Below are 16,646 nucleotides of genomic sequence, written 5' to 3' on the forward strand. Positions count from 1 at the left end.
CGAAGCGATCAAAACATGTGTTGTCGAAGTGCTTCGCTGTCTCGAGAGCGCATCGATTCGAAGTGATTTCGATGCACTGCAAAGTGTGTTGCCTGGCTTTAAGTGCGTCGCCCTGGCTGTTGCTATTTCGTCAGCACGAGCAAGGCGAAGTTCAATGTGTCGAGAGAGCTGGCTAGCTTGAATGGCTTGCGTGCTGAGCGCTTCATGTCGAGCGCGTCGTGTTGCCTGTTGCCGCTTGTTGCTGCTTGTTGCTGCTTCCTGCTGCTTGGCTGCTTGTCCTGCGTTTTGCTGCTTCGCTGCATCGGCTGGTTGAGCGGTGCGGCTGCGGTCTACGCCACCACTCCGCTCTTCAGCCTGCTCTACATCTTCTTCTGCATCCCGCTTTGCTTTGCTTCGTTCGGGTAACTACGGGTAACGATGAACCGCAGACCAAACAGAAGCTCGCGCAAGACGAGTGCCCGGTCGATGCCTGACGAATGCCAGGCATCGACGCATGCGTGTTACTGGCAAGCCTCGCACTCGTCGAAGCCCGGGTCGCCCGGACGCATCATGCACACCGGACCGTCCGCTTCGGGAGCCGCTTCGACCGCGACTGCCGGCGCTGCTGCTGCCGCTTGCAGACCGCCCGACGCTGCGCCACCGGCGATGCCGAAGCCGCCTGCCGCGCCGCCGCCGACACCGCCCGCGCCACCCGAACCTTCACCGCCGCCCGAGGACACCGCGTTCAGTGCGCCGTGCGCCACCGTCGACTTCTCGACGTGGGTCGCCGCCATCGTGCGGAGGTAATAGGTGGTCTTCAGACCGCGCAGCCATGCAAGCTTGTAGACCTCGTCGAGCTTCTTGCCCGACGCGCCGCCCATATAGATGTTCAGCGACTGCGCCTGGTCGATCCACTTCTGACGACGCGAAGCCGCTTCGACCAGCCACTTCGGATCGACTTCGAACGCCGTGGCGTAGATCGCGCGCAGGTCGGCCGGGATGCGGTCGATGCGCGAGAGCGTGCCGTCGAAGTACTTCAGGTCGGCGACCATCACTTCGTCCCACAGGCCGCGCGCCTTCAGGTCGCGCACCAGGTAGTCGTTGACCACCGTGAATTCGCCCGACAGGTTCGACTTCACATACAGGTTCTGGAAGGTCGGTTCGATGCAAGCCGACACGCCGATGATGTTGGAGATCGTCGCCGTCGGCGCGATCGCCACGCAGTTCGAGTTGCGCATGCCGTACGTTGCGATGCGGGAACGCAGCTCCGTCCAGTCCATCGACTCGCTCGAATCCACTTCCACATAGCCACCGCGTGCTTCGGCGAGCAGCTTCAGGGTGTCCTGCGGGAGGATGCCGCGATCCCACAGCGAACCGCGGTAGCTCGAGTAACGGCCGCGCTCTTGCGCCAGTTCGGTGGATGCGTAGTAAGCGTAGTAGCAAACCGCTTCCATCGACGTATCCGCGAACTTGACCGCCTCTTCCGACGCGTACGGCGTGCGCAGCAGGTGCAGGCAGTCCTGGAAGCCCATGATGCCCATACCGACCGGACGGTGCTTCAGGTTCGAGTTACGCGCCTTGGCGACGGCGTAGTAGTTGATGTCGATCACGTTGTCGAGCATGCGCATCGCCACGCTGATGGTGCGCTTGAGCTTGTCGTGGTCGAGCACCAGGGTGCCGTCCGCCTGCTCCTTCAGGTGGGCGACCAGGTTCACCGAGCCCAGGTTACAGACGGCGATTTCGCTGTCGCTGGTGTTCAGCGTGATTTCCGTGCACAGGTTCGACGAGTGGACGACGCCCACGTGCTGCTGCGGCGAACGGATGTTGCACGGATCCTTGAACGTGATCCACGGATGGCCGGTTTCGAACAGCATGCCGAGCATCTTGCGCCACAGTTGCGCCGCCGGGATCTTCTTGAACAGCTTGATCTCGCCGCGTGCGACCTTGTCTTCGTAAGCTGTGTAAGCCATTTCGAACTCGGCGCCGAACTTGTCGTGCAGATCCGGGCAGGTGGACGGCGAGAACAGCGTCCAGTCGCCGCCTTCGTGCACGCGCTTCATGAACAGGTCGGGAATCCAGTTCGCCGTGTTCATGTCGTGGGTACGGCGACGGTCGTCACCGGTGTTCTTGCGCAGCTCGAGGAATTCTTCGATGTCCAGGTGCCACGATTCCAGGTACGCGCACACCGCGCCCTTGCGCTTGCCGCCCTGGTTCACGGCCACAGCCGTGTCGTTGACCACCTTCAGGAACGGCACCACGCCTTGCGACTTGCCGTTGGTGCCCTTGATGTGCGAACCGAGTGCACGCACACGCGTCCAGTCGTTGCCGAGGCCGCCGGCGAACTTCGACAGCAGCGCATTTTCCTTCAGCGCTTCGTAGATGCCGTCGAGGTCGTCTTCCACCGTCGTCAGGTAGCACGACGACAGTTGCGAGCGATGCGTGCCCGAGTTGAACAGCGTCGGCGTGGACGACATGAAGTCGAAGCTCGACAGCACGTTGTAAAACTCGATGGCGCGCGCTTCGCGGTCGATCTCGTTCAGCGACAGGCCCATTGCGACACGCATAAAGAATGCCTGCGGCATTTCGATGCGCACGCCATCGTGATGCAGGAAGTAGCGGTCATACAGCGTTTGCAGACCGAGGTAGCCGAATTGCAGGTCGCGGCTGTTGTCGAGCGCGGCGCCCAGGCGCTTCAGGTCGAACTGCTGGAGCTTGTCGTCGAGCAGGCCGGCGCCGATGCCGCGCTTGATGAACTGCGGGAAGTAGTCGGCGTAACGGTTGGCCATTTCGCCTTGCGTGACTTCCTCTTCGAGGATCTCGCGGCGGATCGTGTGCAGCAGGATGCGTGCGGTGACCTGGCTGTACGCCGGGTCTTTTTCGATCATCGTGCGCGCAGCGAGGATGGCCGAGTCGTAGACCTGGCTCATCGGCACGCCGTCGTACAGGTTCTTCACCGTTTCCGCGACGATCGGCTCGGCGCTCACGGCGTCGCCCAGGTTCGCACAGGCCGACTCGATGATGCCGCGCAGCGCCACCATATCCAGCGGACGCACGACGCCGCCGTCCGTGACGGTCAGGCCAAGCGAGCCGTTCGGCGCTTCAACCGCGTCATGGCTGCGCTCCTGGGTGCGCTTCTCGCGATACAGGACGTACGCCCGAGCGACGTTGTGCTCGCCGCCGCGCATCAGCGCGAGTTCGACCTGATCCTGGATGTCTTCAATATGGAAGGTGCCGCCGTTCGGACGGCTGCGCAGCAGTGCGCGCACCACGCTTTGTGTGAGTTGCTCGACCAGTTCGCGCACGCGTGCCGATGCCGCGCCTTGACCACCGTTGACGGCGAGGAACGCCTTCGTCACGGCAATGGCGATCTTCGACGGCTCGAACGACACCACGCTGCCGTTGCGGCGAATCACCTTGTAGTCGGCGAAGGTTGCCTGCGGTGCGAGCGCCTGTGCGCCCGGCGCCTGGCCGCCGAAGTTTTGGCCAGCGGATGCGCCCTCGTACCGGGTCGACGCGTTATCGGTGGTTTGCATGTGCAAAGCTCCTGGTCCTGGAAGTGTGCGAAGAGATTTCGCGGATTAATACGAACGCTGCGCCGCGGCGAGCGCAAACGATGGGGGGCAGGAAAAAAGCCGGCTGAGCCGAGTGGCGGGATGCGACAGCAATGAAGCCAGGTTCGAATCGTTGGTGGTCTTCATTGTCTGTGTCGCGATCACTTGCCAAGCCCTTTTCCTGAATACCGCTGGATGCTGCCGGCTCTCTACCGGCTGCACCGCAGGAATGTTTTTTTCGTCGTCTGGAATGCTTGCGGCGCCATGCTCGATGAGTGGGGCGCCGCGCAACTTATACACTCAGTTATGCACAGAGTTATACACACCAGACACAAGATATAGTGCGAAACTGAATCTACGGCACCAAGTATAGTGGAGTTTCAGGACAGCGCAAATTGATTTATTTGGCGTGCCGGGCTTGACTTTTCATAGCGCGCCGCATGACGGCGCTGCCCGGAGAACAAGGCAGCGCCTTGCTCTGCGCATATTTCGCAAAGATGGACGAGGCGCCGCGCGGGGTCGTTACGGCGTTTTGGAAAACTTGAGATAGGGGAAGTACTGATCCGCGAGGCGGGTGTCGCGTTGCAGGCGAGGCCACTCGAAATGCGGCCCAGGATCGGTCTTGCGACCCGGCGCAATGTCCGAGTGACCGGCAAGTGCCTCGACCGGATAGCGGGCCGTCAGCGTCTTCACCAGCGCGCCCAGCGTCTCGTATTGCTCCGCTTCGAACGCGGTAGCGTCGCTGCCTTCGAGCTCGATGCCGATCGAGAAGTCGTTGCAGCGCTCGCGGCCGAAAAAATTCGATGCGCCAGCATGCCACGCACGCTGATCGCACGAGACATATTGCTCGAGCGCGCCGTCGCGGTGGATCACGAAATGCGCCGAGACGCGCACGCCGCGCAGATGGGTGTCGTAGTACGGGTGCGCATCGCAATCGAGACGGTTCAGGAACAGTTCAGCAATCGCCGTGCCGCCGAACTCGCCGGGCGGCAGACTCATGTTGTGCACCACGATCAGGCTCGGCACCGCGCCTTCGGGACGCGCTTCGAAGTTCGGCGACGGCAGCTTGCGCGCGGCCGTCACCCAACCTTCGGCGTCGACGGTGAAGCCAACGGTCATCGGGCGTCGCGACCCGTTGGTCGCGCAGCGTGACGTTGCGCGTGAGCCGGGCAGCAGAACGGCTCGCCGGCGACCACCACCGAGTCGCTCGCCGGCGCGTGCACGCCGCATTCGACACAACGGATCATCGGCTCCGGGAGTTGCGGCGACTTCGCCGCGCGGGCTTGCGCGCCAGCACCTGCGGCCGCGCCGTTACCGGCAGTACGGCCGCTGTTGGCGCCAGCGGGACCACCAGGAGCACCGGTACGCTGCGCGTTGTGTGCTTCGGCGCGACGCAGCGCCTTCACCAGCCATTGGCCGATGACGAACATCAGGATCAGCAGGAAAATTTGTCGCATGGAACGATCACACCACAGGACGGTGCAACAGCACCTCGAAAACGAAACGGCTGCCGACGTACGCAAGCAATAGCGCCACGAACGACGCCAGCACCCAGCGCAACGCCGCGCGGCCGCGCCATCCCGACACCTTGCGGGCCGTCAGGAGCGCACCGAACATCAGCCACGAGAGAATCGCAAATACGGTCTTGTGATCGAGCTGCAGCGCGCGGTCGACCAGTTGCTCGCTGAACAGGATCCCCGAGAGCAAGGTCAGCGTGAGCAGCACGAAGCCCGCGCTGATCAAACGGAACAGCAGTTTTTCCAGCGTGAGCAGCGGCGGCAGCGTATCGAGCCAACTCGACAGCCAGCCGTTACCGGCCGCGGCTCCCTGGCGCTGCAGGACGCCGCCGCGCATCGCGTGCAGGCGCCGCTCCACCAGCAGCATCAGCACCGCATGCAGCGCTGCGATCGCAAACAGGCCATAGGCAATGTTGGCGATCAGGAAGTGCAGCTTGAACATCGGAGCGGCCGAATACGACAGCACGCGTACGCCGCCGAAGCCGAGCGGCAGCAGCGAAGCCACGCAGGCAAGCGGCAGCACCAGCAGGCGCAGGCCGTCGAGCGGGAAGAAAAAGCTCTCGATCCAGTAAATGCCGGCGCCGAGCCAGAACATCGCGGAGAGCGCGAACGCGAAACCGAACACCATGGCGTTCTGCGGGAAGATCGTGGTGTGCAGCAGCACGCCGTGCGCGAGCAGCGCGACGAACAGCAGCAAGCGGCCCGGCGCGCTGAATGCCGCGACCGCCGGCGCGCTGGCAGCGGCCGGCAGAGCCGGCACGCTCTCGAGCACCGGGCGCAGCGCAGTGTGCCGGTGCGAGCGCCAGCCTGCGACGGCGAGTCCGCCGTACAGGAGCGCAGTGAGGGCATACAGTACAATATCCATATTCGAAGTTTACACTAGGCCCCAGTTCCGCGACGTGTCCCGCTTCGCGCCGTACTCCGGCCGCACTGTTCATCGCTCCCCATGCTCGACAATCTGACTCAACGGATGGCGCGCGTCGTCAAGACGCTGCGCGGCGAAGCCCGGCTCACCGAGGCGAACACCCAGGAGATGCTGCGCGAAGTGCGCTTGGCGCTCCTCGAGGCCGACGTGGCGCTGCCCGTCGTGCGCGAATTCATCGCCAAGGTGAAGGAGAAGGCGCTCGGCGAAGAAGTCATCAGCAGCCTCTCGCCTGGCCAGGCGCTGGTCGGCGTGGTGCAGCGCGAGCTGACCGCGATCATCGGCGGCGACTACGAAGGCAAGGCGGTCGAGCTGAATCTCGCCGTCACCCCGCCCGCCGTCATCCTGATGGCCGGCCTGCAGGGCGCCGGTAAGACCACCACAGTCGGCAAGCTCGCCAAGCTGCTGCGCGAGAAGTACAAGAAGAAGGTCCTCACCGTCTCGTGCGACGTCTACCGCCCCGCTGCTATCGCGCAGTTGAAGACGGTGACCGAACAGGTCGGCGCGGATTTCTTCCCGTCGGAACCCGATCAAAAGCCGGTGGATATCGCACGCGCGGCCGTCGACTGGGCCAAGCGTCACTATCATGACGTGCTGCTGGTCGACACGGCCGGCCGTCTCGGTATCGACGAAGCGATGATGCAGGAAATCGCCGCGTTGCACAGCACCTTGAAACCGGCGGAAACCTTGTTCGTGGTCGACGCGATGCTCGGCCAGGACGCGGTCAACACCGCCAAGGCGTTTAGCGACGCGCTGCCGCTCACCGGCGTGGTGCTGACCAAGCTGGACGGCGACTCGCGCGGCGGTGCGGCGCTGTCGGTGCGTCATGTCACCGGCAAGCCGATCAAGTTCGTCGGCGTCGCCGAAAAGCTCGACGGCCTGGAGATTTTCTATCCGGACCGCATGGCAAACCGGATTCTCGGCATGGGCGACATTCTCGCCCTCGTCGAAGAAGCCCAGCGCGGCGTCGATGTACAAGCCGCACAGAAGCTCGCCGACAAGGTCAAGAAAGGCGGCGACTTCGATCTGAACGACTTCCGCGCGCAACTGACGCAGATGAAGAGCATGGGCGGCCTGTCGTCGCTGATGGACAAGCTGCCGGCGCAGTTCCAGCAGGCCGCAGCGGGCGCCAATATGGGCATGGCCGAGTCGCAGATGCGCCGCATGGAAGGCATCATCAATTCGATGACGCCCGCCGAGCGCGCCAAGCCGGAACTGATCAAGGCCACCCGCAAGCGCCGCATCGCAGCCGGCGCCGGTGTGCAGGTGCAGGAGGTCAACCGGATGCTGAATCAGTACGAGCAGATGCGCACGATGATGAAGAAGCTGAAGGGCGGCAACCTGCAGAAGATGATGCGCGGCATGAAGGGCATGCTGCCCGGCATGCGTTAAAGCGTTCCGACTGGATGATCCGCCCGATCTGCCGGGTCATCTCTACGACCAGGGCGCGCGTTCCGGGACACGCGGGTATATGCTGTAGCGCGCACCGTCGTTCTCGCCGTCGTTCTTTTCTACACTAATGTATACAGATACTCCCCGCCAGACGTCATGAATCGCGAAGAAGCTCTCCACATATTCCGCCACTCCGAAGAAATCGTTTCGGCCCACGACGTCAACGCGTCGATTAGCGGAATGGCCGCGGCCATCGCTGCCGAAATGAGCGAGGAATTCCCGCTCGTGCTGTCGGTGATGGGTGGCGCGGCGGTGTTTACCGGCATGCTGTTGCCGCACCTCGATTTCCCGCTCGAATTCGACTACATCCACCTCACCCGCTACCGCAACACCACCAAGGGTGGCAGCGAGATGCAGTGGCGCGTGGCGCCGGCCGAATCGGTGAAGGATCGCGTCGTGCTGGTGCTCGACGACATCCTCGACGAGGGTGAGACCATGGCCGCGATTCGCGACCGTATCCTCGACATGGGTGCGAAGCGCTTCATGAGCGCGGTGCTGTGCGAGAAGATCATTCCGAAGGCCAAGCCTCTGCGCCCGGACTTCTGCGGCTTCGAAGTGCCGGACCGCTATGTGTTCGGCTGCGGGATGGATGCGAAGGGATACTGGCGCAATTTGCCGACGATTCGTGCGCTGACCGACGGGGCATAAGCGACGACGGTTAAGGCGCGCTGGATCGATCAGCGCGCACAGAAAAAAAGCGGCCCACGGGCCGCTTTTTTGTTTGTTGCAGTGCGCCGCTCAGGTTGAGCGCGCAGTTGCTCGCGTTGTTGCACGCTACGGCCACGACTCATAGTTGGTGCACGAAAGACCGGATCCCACCAAGGATCATCTCCACCGAGATCGCCACCAGCACCAGCCCCATCAGCCGCTCGAACGCCATCATCGTGCGCTCGCCGAGCCACTTCTGGATCCGCTCCGCCAGCATCAGGACGATCGCGCAGGCGAGCATCGTCACCGTTAGTGCCGCGACCCATTCCAGCATCTTGCCGGGCGCCTGCGAGGTCAGCAGCATCACCGTCGCCAGCGCCGACGGGCCCGCCAGCGCGGGAATCGCGAGCGGTACGATCAGCGGCTCGCCGCCGCGCGTGTCGTTGCCGAACGGGCCGTCCGGATGCGGGAAGACCATGCGGATCGCGATCAGAAACAGCACGATCCCACCGCCGATCCGCAATGACTGGTCGGTGAGATTCATCATCCGCAGAAAGCGGTCGCCGACCACCATGAACACCAGCAGGATCACGAAGGCGATCGCCACCTCACGCAGGATGACGATCGCGCGCCGCTCCGGTGCCACCCCGCGCAGACAACTAATGAAGAGCGGGATGTTGCCGAGCGGATCGGTGATCAGAAGGAGCAGGACGGTCGCAGACAGGAAGTTGTACTCCACCGTCCGTTCCCCTTAGTGCGCCAGTGCTGCGCGAACCTTCTCCGTCACCGCTTGGGCGGCGCCTTCGACCGGCAGCAGGGTCGCTTCGGTGTCGCGCCGGCCCTGATACTCAATCTTGCCTTCCTTCAGGCCACGGTCGCCGATCACCAGACGGTGCGGCACGCCGATCAGCTCCCAGTCGGCGAACATCACACCCGGGCGCTCGCCGCGATCGTCGAGGATCACGTCCACGCCCGCTGCGACCAGTTCCGCATACAGCTTGTCGGCCTGCTCACGCACGGCTTCGCTGCGGTCATAGCCCATCGGGCACAGCACCACTTCGAACGGGGCGATCGCTTCCGGCCAGATGATGCCCTTGTCGTCGAAGTTTTGTTCGATCGCCGCGCCGAGGATACGCGAGACGCCAATGCCATAGCAGCCCATTTCCATCGGCTGCGGCTTGCCGGTCTCGTCCAGATACGTGGCGTTCATGGCTTCCGAATACTTCTTGCCGAGCTGGAACACGTGACCCACTTCGATGCCGCGGCAGATGTCGATCACACCCTTGCCATCCGGCGACGGATCGCCCTTCTTGACGTTGCGGATGTCCGCGACGACCGGCTCCGGCAGATCGCGGCCCCAGTTGACGCCGGTGATGTGGTAATCCACCTCGTTCGCGCCGACCACGAAGTCGCTCATGTTCGCAACGGTGCGGTCCGCAACCACCTTGACCGGTTTCTTCGTGTTGATCGGGCCGAGATAACCCGGCGGCGTGCCAAAGGTTTCGACGATCTCAGCTTCCGTCGCCATGCGGAACTCGCCGAGACCCGGCAGCTTGCTCGCCTTGATCTCGTTCAGGTCATGGTCGCCGCGCAGCATCAGCAGCCAGATGGTCGGCTCGGCGCCTTCGTTTTCCGTGGCGAGCACGATCGACTTGATGGTGCGCTCGAGCGGAATGTTGAGCAGTTCGGCCACCGCCTCGCACTTCGCCTTGCCCGGCGTCGCGGTCTTTTGCATCGGCTCGGCCGCGGCTGCGCGCTCAGCGATCAGCGGCAACGCTTCGGCCGCTTCGACGTTGGCTGCGAAATCCGAAGTCGGGCAATAGGCGATCGCGTCTTCGCCGGTGTCGGCGATCACGTGGAACTCATGCGAGCCGCTGCCGCCAATCGAACCGTTGTCCGCCGCCACCGCACGGAAGTTCAGACCGAGACGCGTGAAGATGCGCACGTAGGCGTCGTACATCTTGCGATACGACTCCTTCAGGCCGTCCTGATCCTTGTCGAACGAGTACGCGTCTTTCATGATGAATTCGCGGCCGCGCATCACGCCGAAACGCGGGCGAATCTCGTCGCGGAACTTCGTCTGGATCTGGTAGAAGTTCACCGGCATCTGCCGGTAGCTCTTGATCTGGTTGCGGGCGATGTCCGTAACGACTTCTTCGTGGGTCGGTCCGATCACGAAGTCGGTCTGCTTGCGATCTTTGAAGCGCAGCAGTTCCGGCCCGTATTTTTCCCAACGGCCCGACTCCTGCCACAACTCGGCCGGCTGCACCGCCGGCATCAGCAGCTCGATGCCGCCTGCCCGGTTCATTTCTTCCCGCACGATGGCTTCCACCTTGCGGATCGAGCGCAGGCCAACCGGCAGGTAGTTATAGATGCCGCCGGCCACGCGGCGGATCATGCCGGCGCGCACCATGAGCTTGTGACTGACGATTTCGGCGTCGGCAGGGGCTTCCTTCAGGGTGCCGATAAAGAAACGGGTGGCTTTCATTCAGAATTTTCCAAAAGCGGCGGCGCCGGAGCGACCGCCCGAAAGGTGAAAACGGTGGGGAATTCGACAAAGGCGCGACAAAGACGTCACGAACGCGCGGCAAATCTGCGGAAAAACCCTTAGGCCGAAGCCGTCGCAATACCTGCCGCCGCAGTGCAACCACAGGGCTGCTGCGCCGGATGGCCCACAGGCTACCGCAAACGCGCCCCCTTTGCGGCGAATCGTTCCAATCTGGTGCGATTCGGTGCGTCAGGCCCGTTATCTGTTTATAATCAAAGCAATTTTAAAGGATTCGAAGGTGGTTGTATGCTGGATCGTGAAGGCTTTCGCCCGAACGTCGGCATCATCCTCTTGAACGCGCACAACGAGGTGTTTTGGGGCAAACGGCTCCGTGAACATTCCTGGCAGTTCCCGCAAGGGGGGATCAAGTATGGTGAGACCCCAGTGCAAGCGATGTATCGGGAGTTACACGAAGAAACCGGCCTGCTTCCGGAGCATGTCAAGATTATCGGTCGCACGCGCGACTGGTTGCGCTATGAGGTGCCGGACAAGTTCATCAAGCGTGAAGTACGCGGTCATTACCGCGGCCAGAAACAGATCTGGTTCCTGCTTCGGATGGTTGGGCGCGACTGCGATATTTGCCTGCGCGCCTGCGATCATCCGGAGTTCGATGCGTGGCGCTGGAACGAGTACTGGGTGCCGCTCGACTGTGTGATCGAGTTCAAGCGGGATGTATATCAGTTGGCGTTGACGGAATTGTCCCGTTTTCTGCGCCGTGCTGCGCCGCGTACGGAAAAACCCGGCGGCCATCATGGGCCTCGCTATCCCCGGATAGCGTCGACCGTGACGGAATTGCAGGAGATGTCTGCCACGACCGTCACGGTCGAGACTACGATTCGCACGACGATCGAGTCCGACTGCGGGGCCGTCGACACCTCCCTGACCCAGCCGGGTCTGCGCGATTAAAACCCGGTGCGGCTTTCAGCGCCGCATCTGCCAGTGCGGCTCGTCATGAGCCGCATTGGCGTTTCGAGGAAATCATATTGAAAGCACTTGCTCTCGTCGTGGCGTGCGCCGCCACCGGCGCCCTGCTGGCTGGTTGTTCGAGCACACCGAAACCCACCAACAAGGATGACAGCGCGTTTACGTATCTGTTCGACCGCAAGCCCAACTGGACGGAAAACAAGGTCGACGCGCTGCCGTCGCTGCCGCTGGCCGGCAATCTGATCCAGTTCGATGTCTCGGGCAATACCCCGCTCACCTTCGCGCTCGACTCGAAGTCGCTAACCGTCGGCGACGACGGTGTGGTGCGCTACACGGTGGTCGTGACGAGCCCGAGCGGCGCGCACAACGTGAACTACGAAGGGATTCGCTGCGATACGTACGAATGGCGCCAGTATGCGGCGCTCAACGCGGATCACGACGGCTGGGACGATACCGTCGCCACGCAGTTCACACGGATCGAGGACAGCACGCTGAACGGGTACCAGGCCTCGCTCTATCAAGACTACTTCTGCGCAAACAAGATTCCGACCGGCACCGCCAAGCAGATCCTGGAGAACATGCGTTATAAAAGGACTGCCGCCTCGCAGATTCGGTGAGCGTGCCTCGGAAGCTCGCTGGATGTTTTTTCGGCGAGTTTTCTTTGCATCCGTGAGTCTTGCCGCTCAGCGCTTGCCGCTCGGGTAGCGCCAGGTTGAAAAAAAGCCGTTCCAACCCAGTTGGAACGGCTTTTTTGTGAGCGTCTTTTGCTCAGACCAGCACGAGATTGTCCCGGTGGATCAGCTCTGGCTCCAGCATGTAGCCGAGCACACCTTCAATGTCGCCGCTCGGGCGGCGCTGAATCAGCTTGGCTTCGGCGCTGCTGTAGTTCGTGAGGCCGCGCGCGACTTCACGCCCCGCCGCGCTCAGGCAGGCAATCACCTCGCCGCGCGCAAACGCGCCCTGCACGCCGATCACGCCGATCGGCAGAAGGCTCTTACCGCCTTCCGTGAGTTTCTCGACGGCACCGTCGTCGATCACCACGTGGCCGCGCACCTGCAGGTGGTCGGCCATCCATTGCTTGCGCGCCGCCATCCGCGCGGTGCGGGCAATCAGTTGCGTGCCGATCGCCTCGCCGGTGGCCAGACGCGCCAGCACGTCAGGCTCGCGGCCGCTCGCGATCACCGTATTGGCGCCGCTATGGGCTGCGCGTTTGGCCGCGAGGATCTTGGTCAGCATGCCGCCGCGGCCGAGACTCGAGCCCGCACCACCGGCCATCGCCTCGAGTTCCGGCGCGCCGGCATCGGCTTGCTGGACTAGCGTAGCTGACGGGTCCTTGCGCGGATCCGCGGTGAAGAGACCTTGCTGATCGGTGAGGATGATCAGCGCATCGCCTTCGATCAGATTCGCCACCAGCGCGCCCAGCGTGTCGTTATCGCCGAACTTGATTTCGTCGGTGACGACCGTGTCGTTCTCGTTGATGATCGGCACCACCCCCAGACGCAGGAGCGTCAGCAAGGTGGAACGCGCGTTCAGGTAGCGTTCGCGGTCGGCCAGGTCGGCATGGGTCAGCAGAATCTGCGCGGTGCGGATCGAATGTTCGGCAAAGCGGCTCTCGTACACCTGAGCGAGCCCCATCTGCCCGACCGCGGCAGCCGCCTGCAACTCGTCGATTTCGCGTGGACGTTTGGTCCAGCCAAGCCGCTGCATGCCTTCGGCAATCGCACCCGAACTCACCAGCACGACCTCTTTGCCCTGCGCACGCAACGCGGCGATCTGCGCCGCCCAGCGGCCGATCGCGGCATGATCGAGGCCGCGCCCGTCGTTGGTGACGAGGCTCGACCCGACTTTCACTACCAATCGCCTGGAGTCTGCGATGACGGAACGCATTGTGCTCGGTCTCCCAAGATAATCCGTGATGCCGGCCGGCGGCCCGATGCAGGCACGCCGGCGCTCAAGCCATGCCAGTTATTCCTGCGGCTGAACCGGGTCGCCTTGCTCGCCCGTTGCGTCCGACCCGCTCGAGGCTGCGCCTTGCTGCTTCTCGCGGAAACGCACGTCTGCGGCCAGATCTTCGGCCTCGGCCTGGCGCTGCGCGTCCGAATGCGCAGCAATATGGTCGTACACCGCGTAGACCAGCGCTTCGCAGCCTTGACCCGTCAGCGCCGAGATTTCGAACACCGGACCGTCCCAGCCGAAGCCCTCGAGGAAGGCGTCGACGCGCGCTTCACGCTCGTCTTCGGGCACCATGTCGAGCTTGTTCAGGACCAGCCAGCGGGTTTTCTCGAACAGCAGTTCGTCGTACTTGCGCAGTTCGTTGACGATCGCCTTGGCTTCGGCAACCGGATCGACCGCCTCGTCAAACGGCGCGATATCGACGATGTGCAGCAACAGGCCCGTACGCTGCAAATGGCGCAGGAACTGGTGTCCGAGACCCGCGCCTTCTGCGGCGCCTTCGATCAGACCTGGAATGTCGGCAATCACGAAGCTGCGGCTCGGGCCCACGCGCACCACGCCGAGATTCGGCGCGAGTGTGGTGAACGGGTAGTCGGCAATCTTCGGCTTCGCGTTCGACACCGAGGAAATAAAGGTGGACTTGCCGGCGTTCGGCATGCCGAGCAGGCCGACGTCAGCCAGCACCTTCAGTTCGAGGCGCACCATGCGGCGCTCGCCCGGCTTGCCGTCGGTCTTCTGACGCGGCGCGCGGTTCGTACTGGACTTGAAATGCAGGTTACCGAGACCGCCCGCGCCGCCTTGGGCGATCTGGACGCTCTGGTTGTGCTCGGTCAGGTCGGCGATCAGCTCGCCGGTTTCCATGTCCGAGATGATGGTGCCGACCGGCATACGCAGCGTCACATCGTCGCCGCCCTTACCGTAGCAATCCGCGCCGCGGCCGTTTTCGCCGTTGCGCGCCATATGCTTCTTCGCGTAGCGGTAGTCGATCAGCGTGTTGATGTTGCGGTCTGCCACAGCGTAGACGCTGCCGCCGCGACCGCCATCGCCACCATCCGGGCCACCGAACGGGACGAATTTCTCGCGGCGCATCGACGCGCTGCCATCCCCTCCGTCGCCGGCGATGACTTCAATCCTCGCTTCGTCAATGAACTTCATGCGTAACTCCGTCCCGTGTTTTATCGCTATTTTGCCGTGCCTGCAGTGCGTTGACCAATCGACCGATCAGCCATCCGCGCGGGCTCACGACAACAATTTCAGCCATGAATCTGCAATGAAAAAGGCCCCGCGAACTTCGCGGGGCCTTTTTCCGGTCCTGAAGCCCGTGCCTGATTAAACTCAGACTGCTGCCGGGACGACGTTGACCATGTGCTTCTTCGCTGCGCCCTTCGTCGAGAAATTGACGTGGCCGTCCGTCAGCGCGAACAAGGTGTGATCCTTGCCGATGCCGACGTTTTCGCCCGGGTGCATGCGCGTGCCACGTTGGCGAACGATGATGCCGCCAGCATTGATGGCTTGACCGCCGTAAACCTTCACGCCGAGACGCTTCGACTCGGAGTCGCGGCCGTTACGTGACGATCCGCCTGCCTTTTTGTGTGCCATTTGATAGCTCCTTAACCGTTGCGCTTAAGCGTTGATCGCGTCAATGCGCAGTTCGGTGTAGTTCTGGCGGTGGCCGCCATGCTTCTGGTAGTGCTTCCGGCGACGCATCTTGAAGATGGTCACTTTTGCGTGACGACCTTGCGACACGACGGTAGCCTTGACGGAAGCCCCACTGACCAGCGGCGTACCGAACTTAATCGATTCGCCTTCGCCCACTGCGAGAACCTGGTCGAGCGTGATTTCAGCGTCAATGTCTGCCGGTATCTGTTCTACTTTAAGTTTTTCGCCGACGGCAACTTTATACTGCTTGCCACCGGTTTTTATGACCGCGTACATTGAGAACCTCACTCTGTGTTCATTTTTTCCCACGCACCACGCGCGGAAACCCGTGATTATACATAGAGTTAGCTGCGCGGTCAAAACTCATTGACAAGCGCGGCGAGCCCTCGTAGAGGCCCGCCAGACGGGCCACCGCGCTTCGATCCCGCAGGCTGCGGCCCGGAACTGTCGCGATTCGCCTTATAATTCGCGGCACTACCCAATTCAGCCATCATGTCGTCGACTGCCACCCCCTCTCCCAACGCCGCCAGCCTGCTCGCTCCGATTGCCGAAGACATGGAGCAGGTGAATCGCGTCATCCGGCACCGCCTGGCGTCCGAGGTGATGCTGATCAACCAGATTTCCGAGTACATCATCAGCGCCGGCGGCAAACGCCTGCGTCCCGCGCTGCTGTTGCTGGTGGCCGGCGCGCTGGGTGAAACCACCGGGTACCGGCACGAACTGGCTGCCGTGGTCGAATTCATCCACACCGCCACCCTGTTGCACGACGACGTGGTCGACGAATCCGACCTGCGGCGCGGCCGGCAGACCGCGAACGCCCTGTTCGGCAACGCGGCAAGCGTACTGGTGGGCGATTTCCTGTACTCGCGCTCGTTCCAGATGATGGTCGGGGTCGGCAAGATGCGGGTGATGGAAATTCTCTCGGAAGCGACCAACATCATCTCCGAGGGCGAAGTGCTGCAGTTGCTGAACATGCACGATGCCGACGTGGACGAAGCCCGCTACATGCAGGTGATTCGCTACAAGACGGCCAAGCTGTTCGAAGCGGCAGCGCAGCTCGGCGCGGTGCTCGCCGGGGTCGACGCGACTACCGAGGCGGCTGCGGCGGAATTCGGCCGGCGCATCGGCACGGCCTTCCAGATCATGGACGACTGGCTCGACTACACCGGCACGGCTGAATCCATGGGCAAGAACGCCGGCGACGATCTGCGCGAAGGCAAGCCGACGCTGCCGCTCATTTATCTGATCGAACGCGGCACGCCCGAGCAATCGGCGCTGGCGCGCGAGGCGATCGAGCAAGGCGGCACCGACCGTTTCGACACCATTTTCGAGGCGATCACCCGCTCCGGCGCGCTGGATCACACGCTGGAATGCGCGAAACAGGAAGCTCAGGCAGCCGCCGCAGCAATTTCTTCGTTTCCCGATTCCATTTTCAAAGATAGCCTGCTAGAATTATGTTCCTACTCGACGGCAAGACAGTCTTGAACGAGACC

General features: G+C 62.7%; 17 protein-coding genes. 6 read left to right on the forward strand and 11 right to left on the reverse strand.

The features are described from left to right. Positions 1-204: 204 nt before the first annotated feature. On the forward strand, positions 205-405 hold the full coding sequence (locus BLQ92_RS39555; RefSeq protein ID WP_143016652.1) for a hypothetical protein: 201 nt from the start codon (positions 205-207) through the stop codon (positions 403-405). A 95-nt stretch (positions 406-500) separates the two neighbouring features. On the opposite strand, the gene BLQ92_RS22525 is transcribed toward BLQ92_RS39555, so the two are convergent. The 5 genes from BLQ92_RS22525 to BLQ92_RS22540 form a co-directional block, all read right to left on the reverse strand. Further along, positions 501-3,512 carry a ribonucleoside-diphosphate reductase subunit alpha gene (locus BLQ92_RS22525; RefSeq protein ID WP_090686744.1) on the reverse strand — a complete coding sequence of 1,004 codons (3,012 nt, stop codon included), beginning with the start codon at positions 3,510-3,512 and terminating at the stop codon, positions 501-503. 45 nt (positions 3,513-3,557) lie between these two features. After that, positions 3,558-3,830 (reverse strand): hypothetical protein, encoded by a 273-nt coding sequence (locus tag BLQ92_RS40455; RefSeq protein WP_143016653.1) that lies wholly within the window; start codon positions 3,828-3,830, stop codon positions 3,558-3,560. A 222-nt stretch (positions 3,831-4,052) separates the two neighbouring features. Then, positions 4,053-4,649, reverse strand: coding sequence for a 1,6-anhydro-N-acetylmuramyl-L-alanine amidase AmpD (gene ampD / locus BLQ92_RS22530; RefSeq protein ID WP_090686745.1), 597 nt, complete (start codon positions 4,647-4,649; stop codon positions 4,053-4,055). After that, positions 4,646-4,987 (reverse strand): PP0621 family protein, encoded by a 342-nt coding sequence (locus tag BLQ92_RS22535; RefSeq protein ID WP_090686746.1) that lies wholly within the window; start codon positions 4,985-4,987, stop codon positions 4,646-4,648. Before BLQ92_RS22535 ends, ampD begins: the two co-directional genes overlap by 4 nt. A gap of 7 nt (positions 4,988-4,994) precedes the next feature. Then, positions 4,995-5,912 (reverse strand): cytochrome C assembly family protein, encoded by a 918-nt coding sequence (locus BLQ92_RS22540; protein WP_090686747.1) that lies wholly within the window; start codon positions 5,910-5,912, stop codon positions 4,995-4,997. 81 nt (positions 5,913-5,993) lie between these two features. On the opposite strand from BLQ92_RS22540, the gene ffh reads away from it, so the two are divergent. Both ffh and BLQ92_RS22550 read left to right on the forward strand, forming a co-directional pair. Further along, entirely contained in the window at positions 5,994-7,361 is a 1,368-nt protein-coding gene (gene ffh / locus BLQ92_RS22545) for a signal recognition particle protein (protein WP_090686748.1), read from the forward strand. Between the two features lie 156 nt (positions 7,362-7,517). Further along, entirely contained in the window at positions 7,518-8,069 is a 552-nt protein-coding gene (locus tag BLQ92_RS22550) for a hypoxanthine-guanine phosphoribosyltransferase (protein ID WP_074262531.1), read from the forward strand. A 139-nt stretch (positions 8,070-8,208) separates the two neighbouring features. On the opposite strand, the gene BLQ92_RS22555 is transcribed toward BLQ92_RS22550, so the two are convergent. Then, positions 8,209-8,808 carry a MarC family protein gene (locus BLQ92_RS22555; RefSeq protein ID WP_090686749.1) on the reverse strand — a complete coding sequence of 200 codons (600 nt, stop codon included), beginning with the start codon at positions 8,806-8,808 and terminating at the stop codon, positions 8,209-8,211. 12 nt (positions 8,809-8,820) lie between these two features. Beyond that, entirely contained in the window at positions 8,821-10,557 is a 1,737-nt protein-coding gene (locus BLQ92_RS22560) for a proline--tRNA ligase (protein WP_090686750.1), read from the reverse strand. 306 nt (positions 10,558-10,863) lie between these two features. Between BLQ92_RS22560 and BLQ92_RS22565 the strand changes: the two genes are divergently transcribed. Beyond that, a complete protein-coding gene (locus tag BLQ92_RS22565) occupies positions 10,864-11,523 on the forward strand; it encodes an RNA pyrophosphohydrolase (RefSeq protein WP_090686751.1) in 660 nt (219 codons plus the stop codon). A 77-nt stretch (positions 11,524-11,600) separates the two neighbouring features. Then, on the forward strand, positions 11,601-12,158 hold the full coding sequence (locus BLQ92_RS22570) for a CNP1-like family protein (RefSeq protein WP_090686752.1): 558 nt from the start codon (positions 11,601-11,603) through the stop codon (positions 12,156-12,158). 151 nt (positions 12,159-12,309) lie between these two features. On the opposite strand, the gene proB is transcribed toward BLQ92_RS22570, so the two are convergent. From proB to rplU, 4 genes are all read right to left on the reverse strand, one after another. Further along, complete coding sequence (gene proB / locus BLQ92_RS22575) at positions 12,310-13,428, reverse strand: glutamate 5-kinase (RefSeq protein WP_090686753.1); 1,119 nt, start codon at positions 13,426-13,428, stop codon at positions 12,310-12,312. A gap of 78 nt (positions 13,429-13,506) precedes the next feature. Further along, entirely contained in the window at positions 13,507-14,649 is a 1,143-nt protein-coding gene (cgtA, locus tag BLQ92_RS22580; protein WP_090686754.1) for an Obg family GTPase CgtA, read from the reverse strand. Between the two features lie 180 nt (positions 14,650-14,829). Then, positions 14,830-15,093 carry a 50S ribosomal protein L27 gene (gene rpmA, locus BLQ92_RS22585; protein ID WP_007180330.1) on the reverse strand — a complete coding sequence of 88 codons (264 nt, stop codon included), beginning with the start codon at positions 15,091-15,093 and terminating at the stop codon, positions 14,830-14,832. A 24-nt stretch (positions 15,094-15,117) separates the two neighbouring features. Then, positions 15,118-15,429: a 50S ribosomal protein L21 gene (rplU, locus tag BLQ92_RS22590; protein WP_007180329.1), complete on the reverse strand. Its 312-nt coding sequence runs from the start codon at positions 15,427-15,429 to the stop codon at positions 15,118-15,120. Positions 15,430-15,645: 216 nt separating this feature from the next. Between rplU and BLQ92_RS22595 the strand changes: the two genes are divergently transcribed. Further along, a complete protein-coding gene (locus tag BLQ92_RS22595; protein WP_090686755.1) occupies positions 15,646-16,638 on the forward strand; it encodes a polyprenyl synthetase family protein in 993 nt (330 codons plus the stop codon). Positions 16,639-16,646: the final 8 nt, after the last annotated feature.

Origin of the sequence: Paraburkholderia phenazinium (assembly GCF_900100735.1) — a bacterium.
Lineage (GTDB): Bacteria > Pseudomonadota > Gammaproteobacteria > Burkholderiales > Burkholderiaceae > Paraburkholderia > Paraburkholderia phenazinia.

Coding starts and splice junctions, on each gene's coding strand:
- rpmA (WP_007180330.1), bottom strand. CDS start 15,093: ATGGCACACAAAAAGGCAGGCGGATCGTCACGTAACGGCCGCGACTCC.
- ffh (WP_090686748.1), top strand. CDS start 5,994: ATGCTCGACAATCTGACTCAACGGATGGCGCGCGTCGTCAAGACGCTG.
- BLQ92_RS22535 (WP_090686746.1), bottom strand. CDS start 4,987: ATGCGACAAATTTTCCTGCTGATCCTGATGTTCGTCATCGGCCAATGG.
- BLQ92_RS22525 (WP_090686744.1), bottom strand. CDS start 3,512: ATGCAAACCACCGATAACGCGTCGACCCGGTACGAGGGCGCATCCGCT.
- BLQ92_RS22560 (WP_090686750.1), bottom strand. CDS start 10,557: ATGAAAGCCACCCGTTTCTTTATCGGCACCCTGAAGGAAGCCCCTGCC.
- cgtA (WP_090686754.1), bottom strand. CDS start 14,649: ATGAAGTTCATTGACGAAGCGAGGATTGAAGTCATCGCCGGCGACGGA.
- proB (WP_090686753.1), bottom strand. CDS start 13,428: ATGCGTTCCGTCATCGCAGACTCCAGGCGATTGGTAGTGAAAGTCGGG.
- BLQ92_RS22550 (WP_074262531.1), top strand. CDS start 7,518: ATGAATCGCGAAGAAGCTCTCCACATATTCCGCCACTCCGAAGAAATC.
- BLQ92_RS22595 (WP_090686755.1), top strand. CDS start 15,646: ATGTCGTCGACTGCCACCCCCTCTCCCAACGCCGCCAGCCTGCTCGCT.
- ampD (WP_090686745.1), bottom strand. CDS start 4,649: ATGACCGTTGGCTTCACCGTCGACGCCGAAGGTTGGGTGACGGCCGCG.
- BLQ92_RS22565 (WP_090686751.1), top strand. CDS start 10,864: ATGCTGGATCGTGAAGGCTTTCGCCCGAACGTCGGCATCATCCTCTTG.
- rplU (WP_007180329.1), bottom strand. CDS start 15,429: ATGTACGCGGTCATAAAAACCGGTGGCAAGCAGTATAAAGTTGCCGTC.
- BLQ92_RS22540 (WP_090686747.1), bottom strand. CDS start 5,912: ATGGATATTGTACTGTATGCCCTCACTGCGCTCCTGTACGGCGGACTC.
- BLQ92_RS39555 (WP_143016652.1), top strand. CDS start 205: ATGTCGAGCGCGTCGTGTTGCCTGTTGCCGCTTGTTGCTGCTTGTTGC.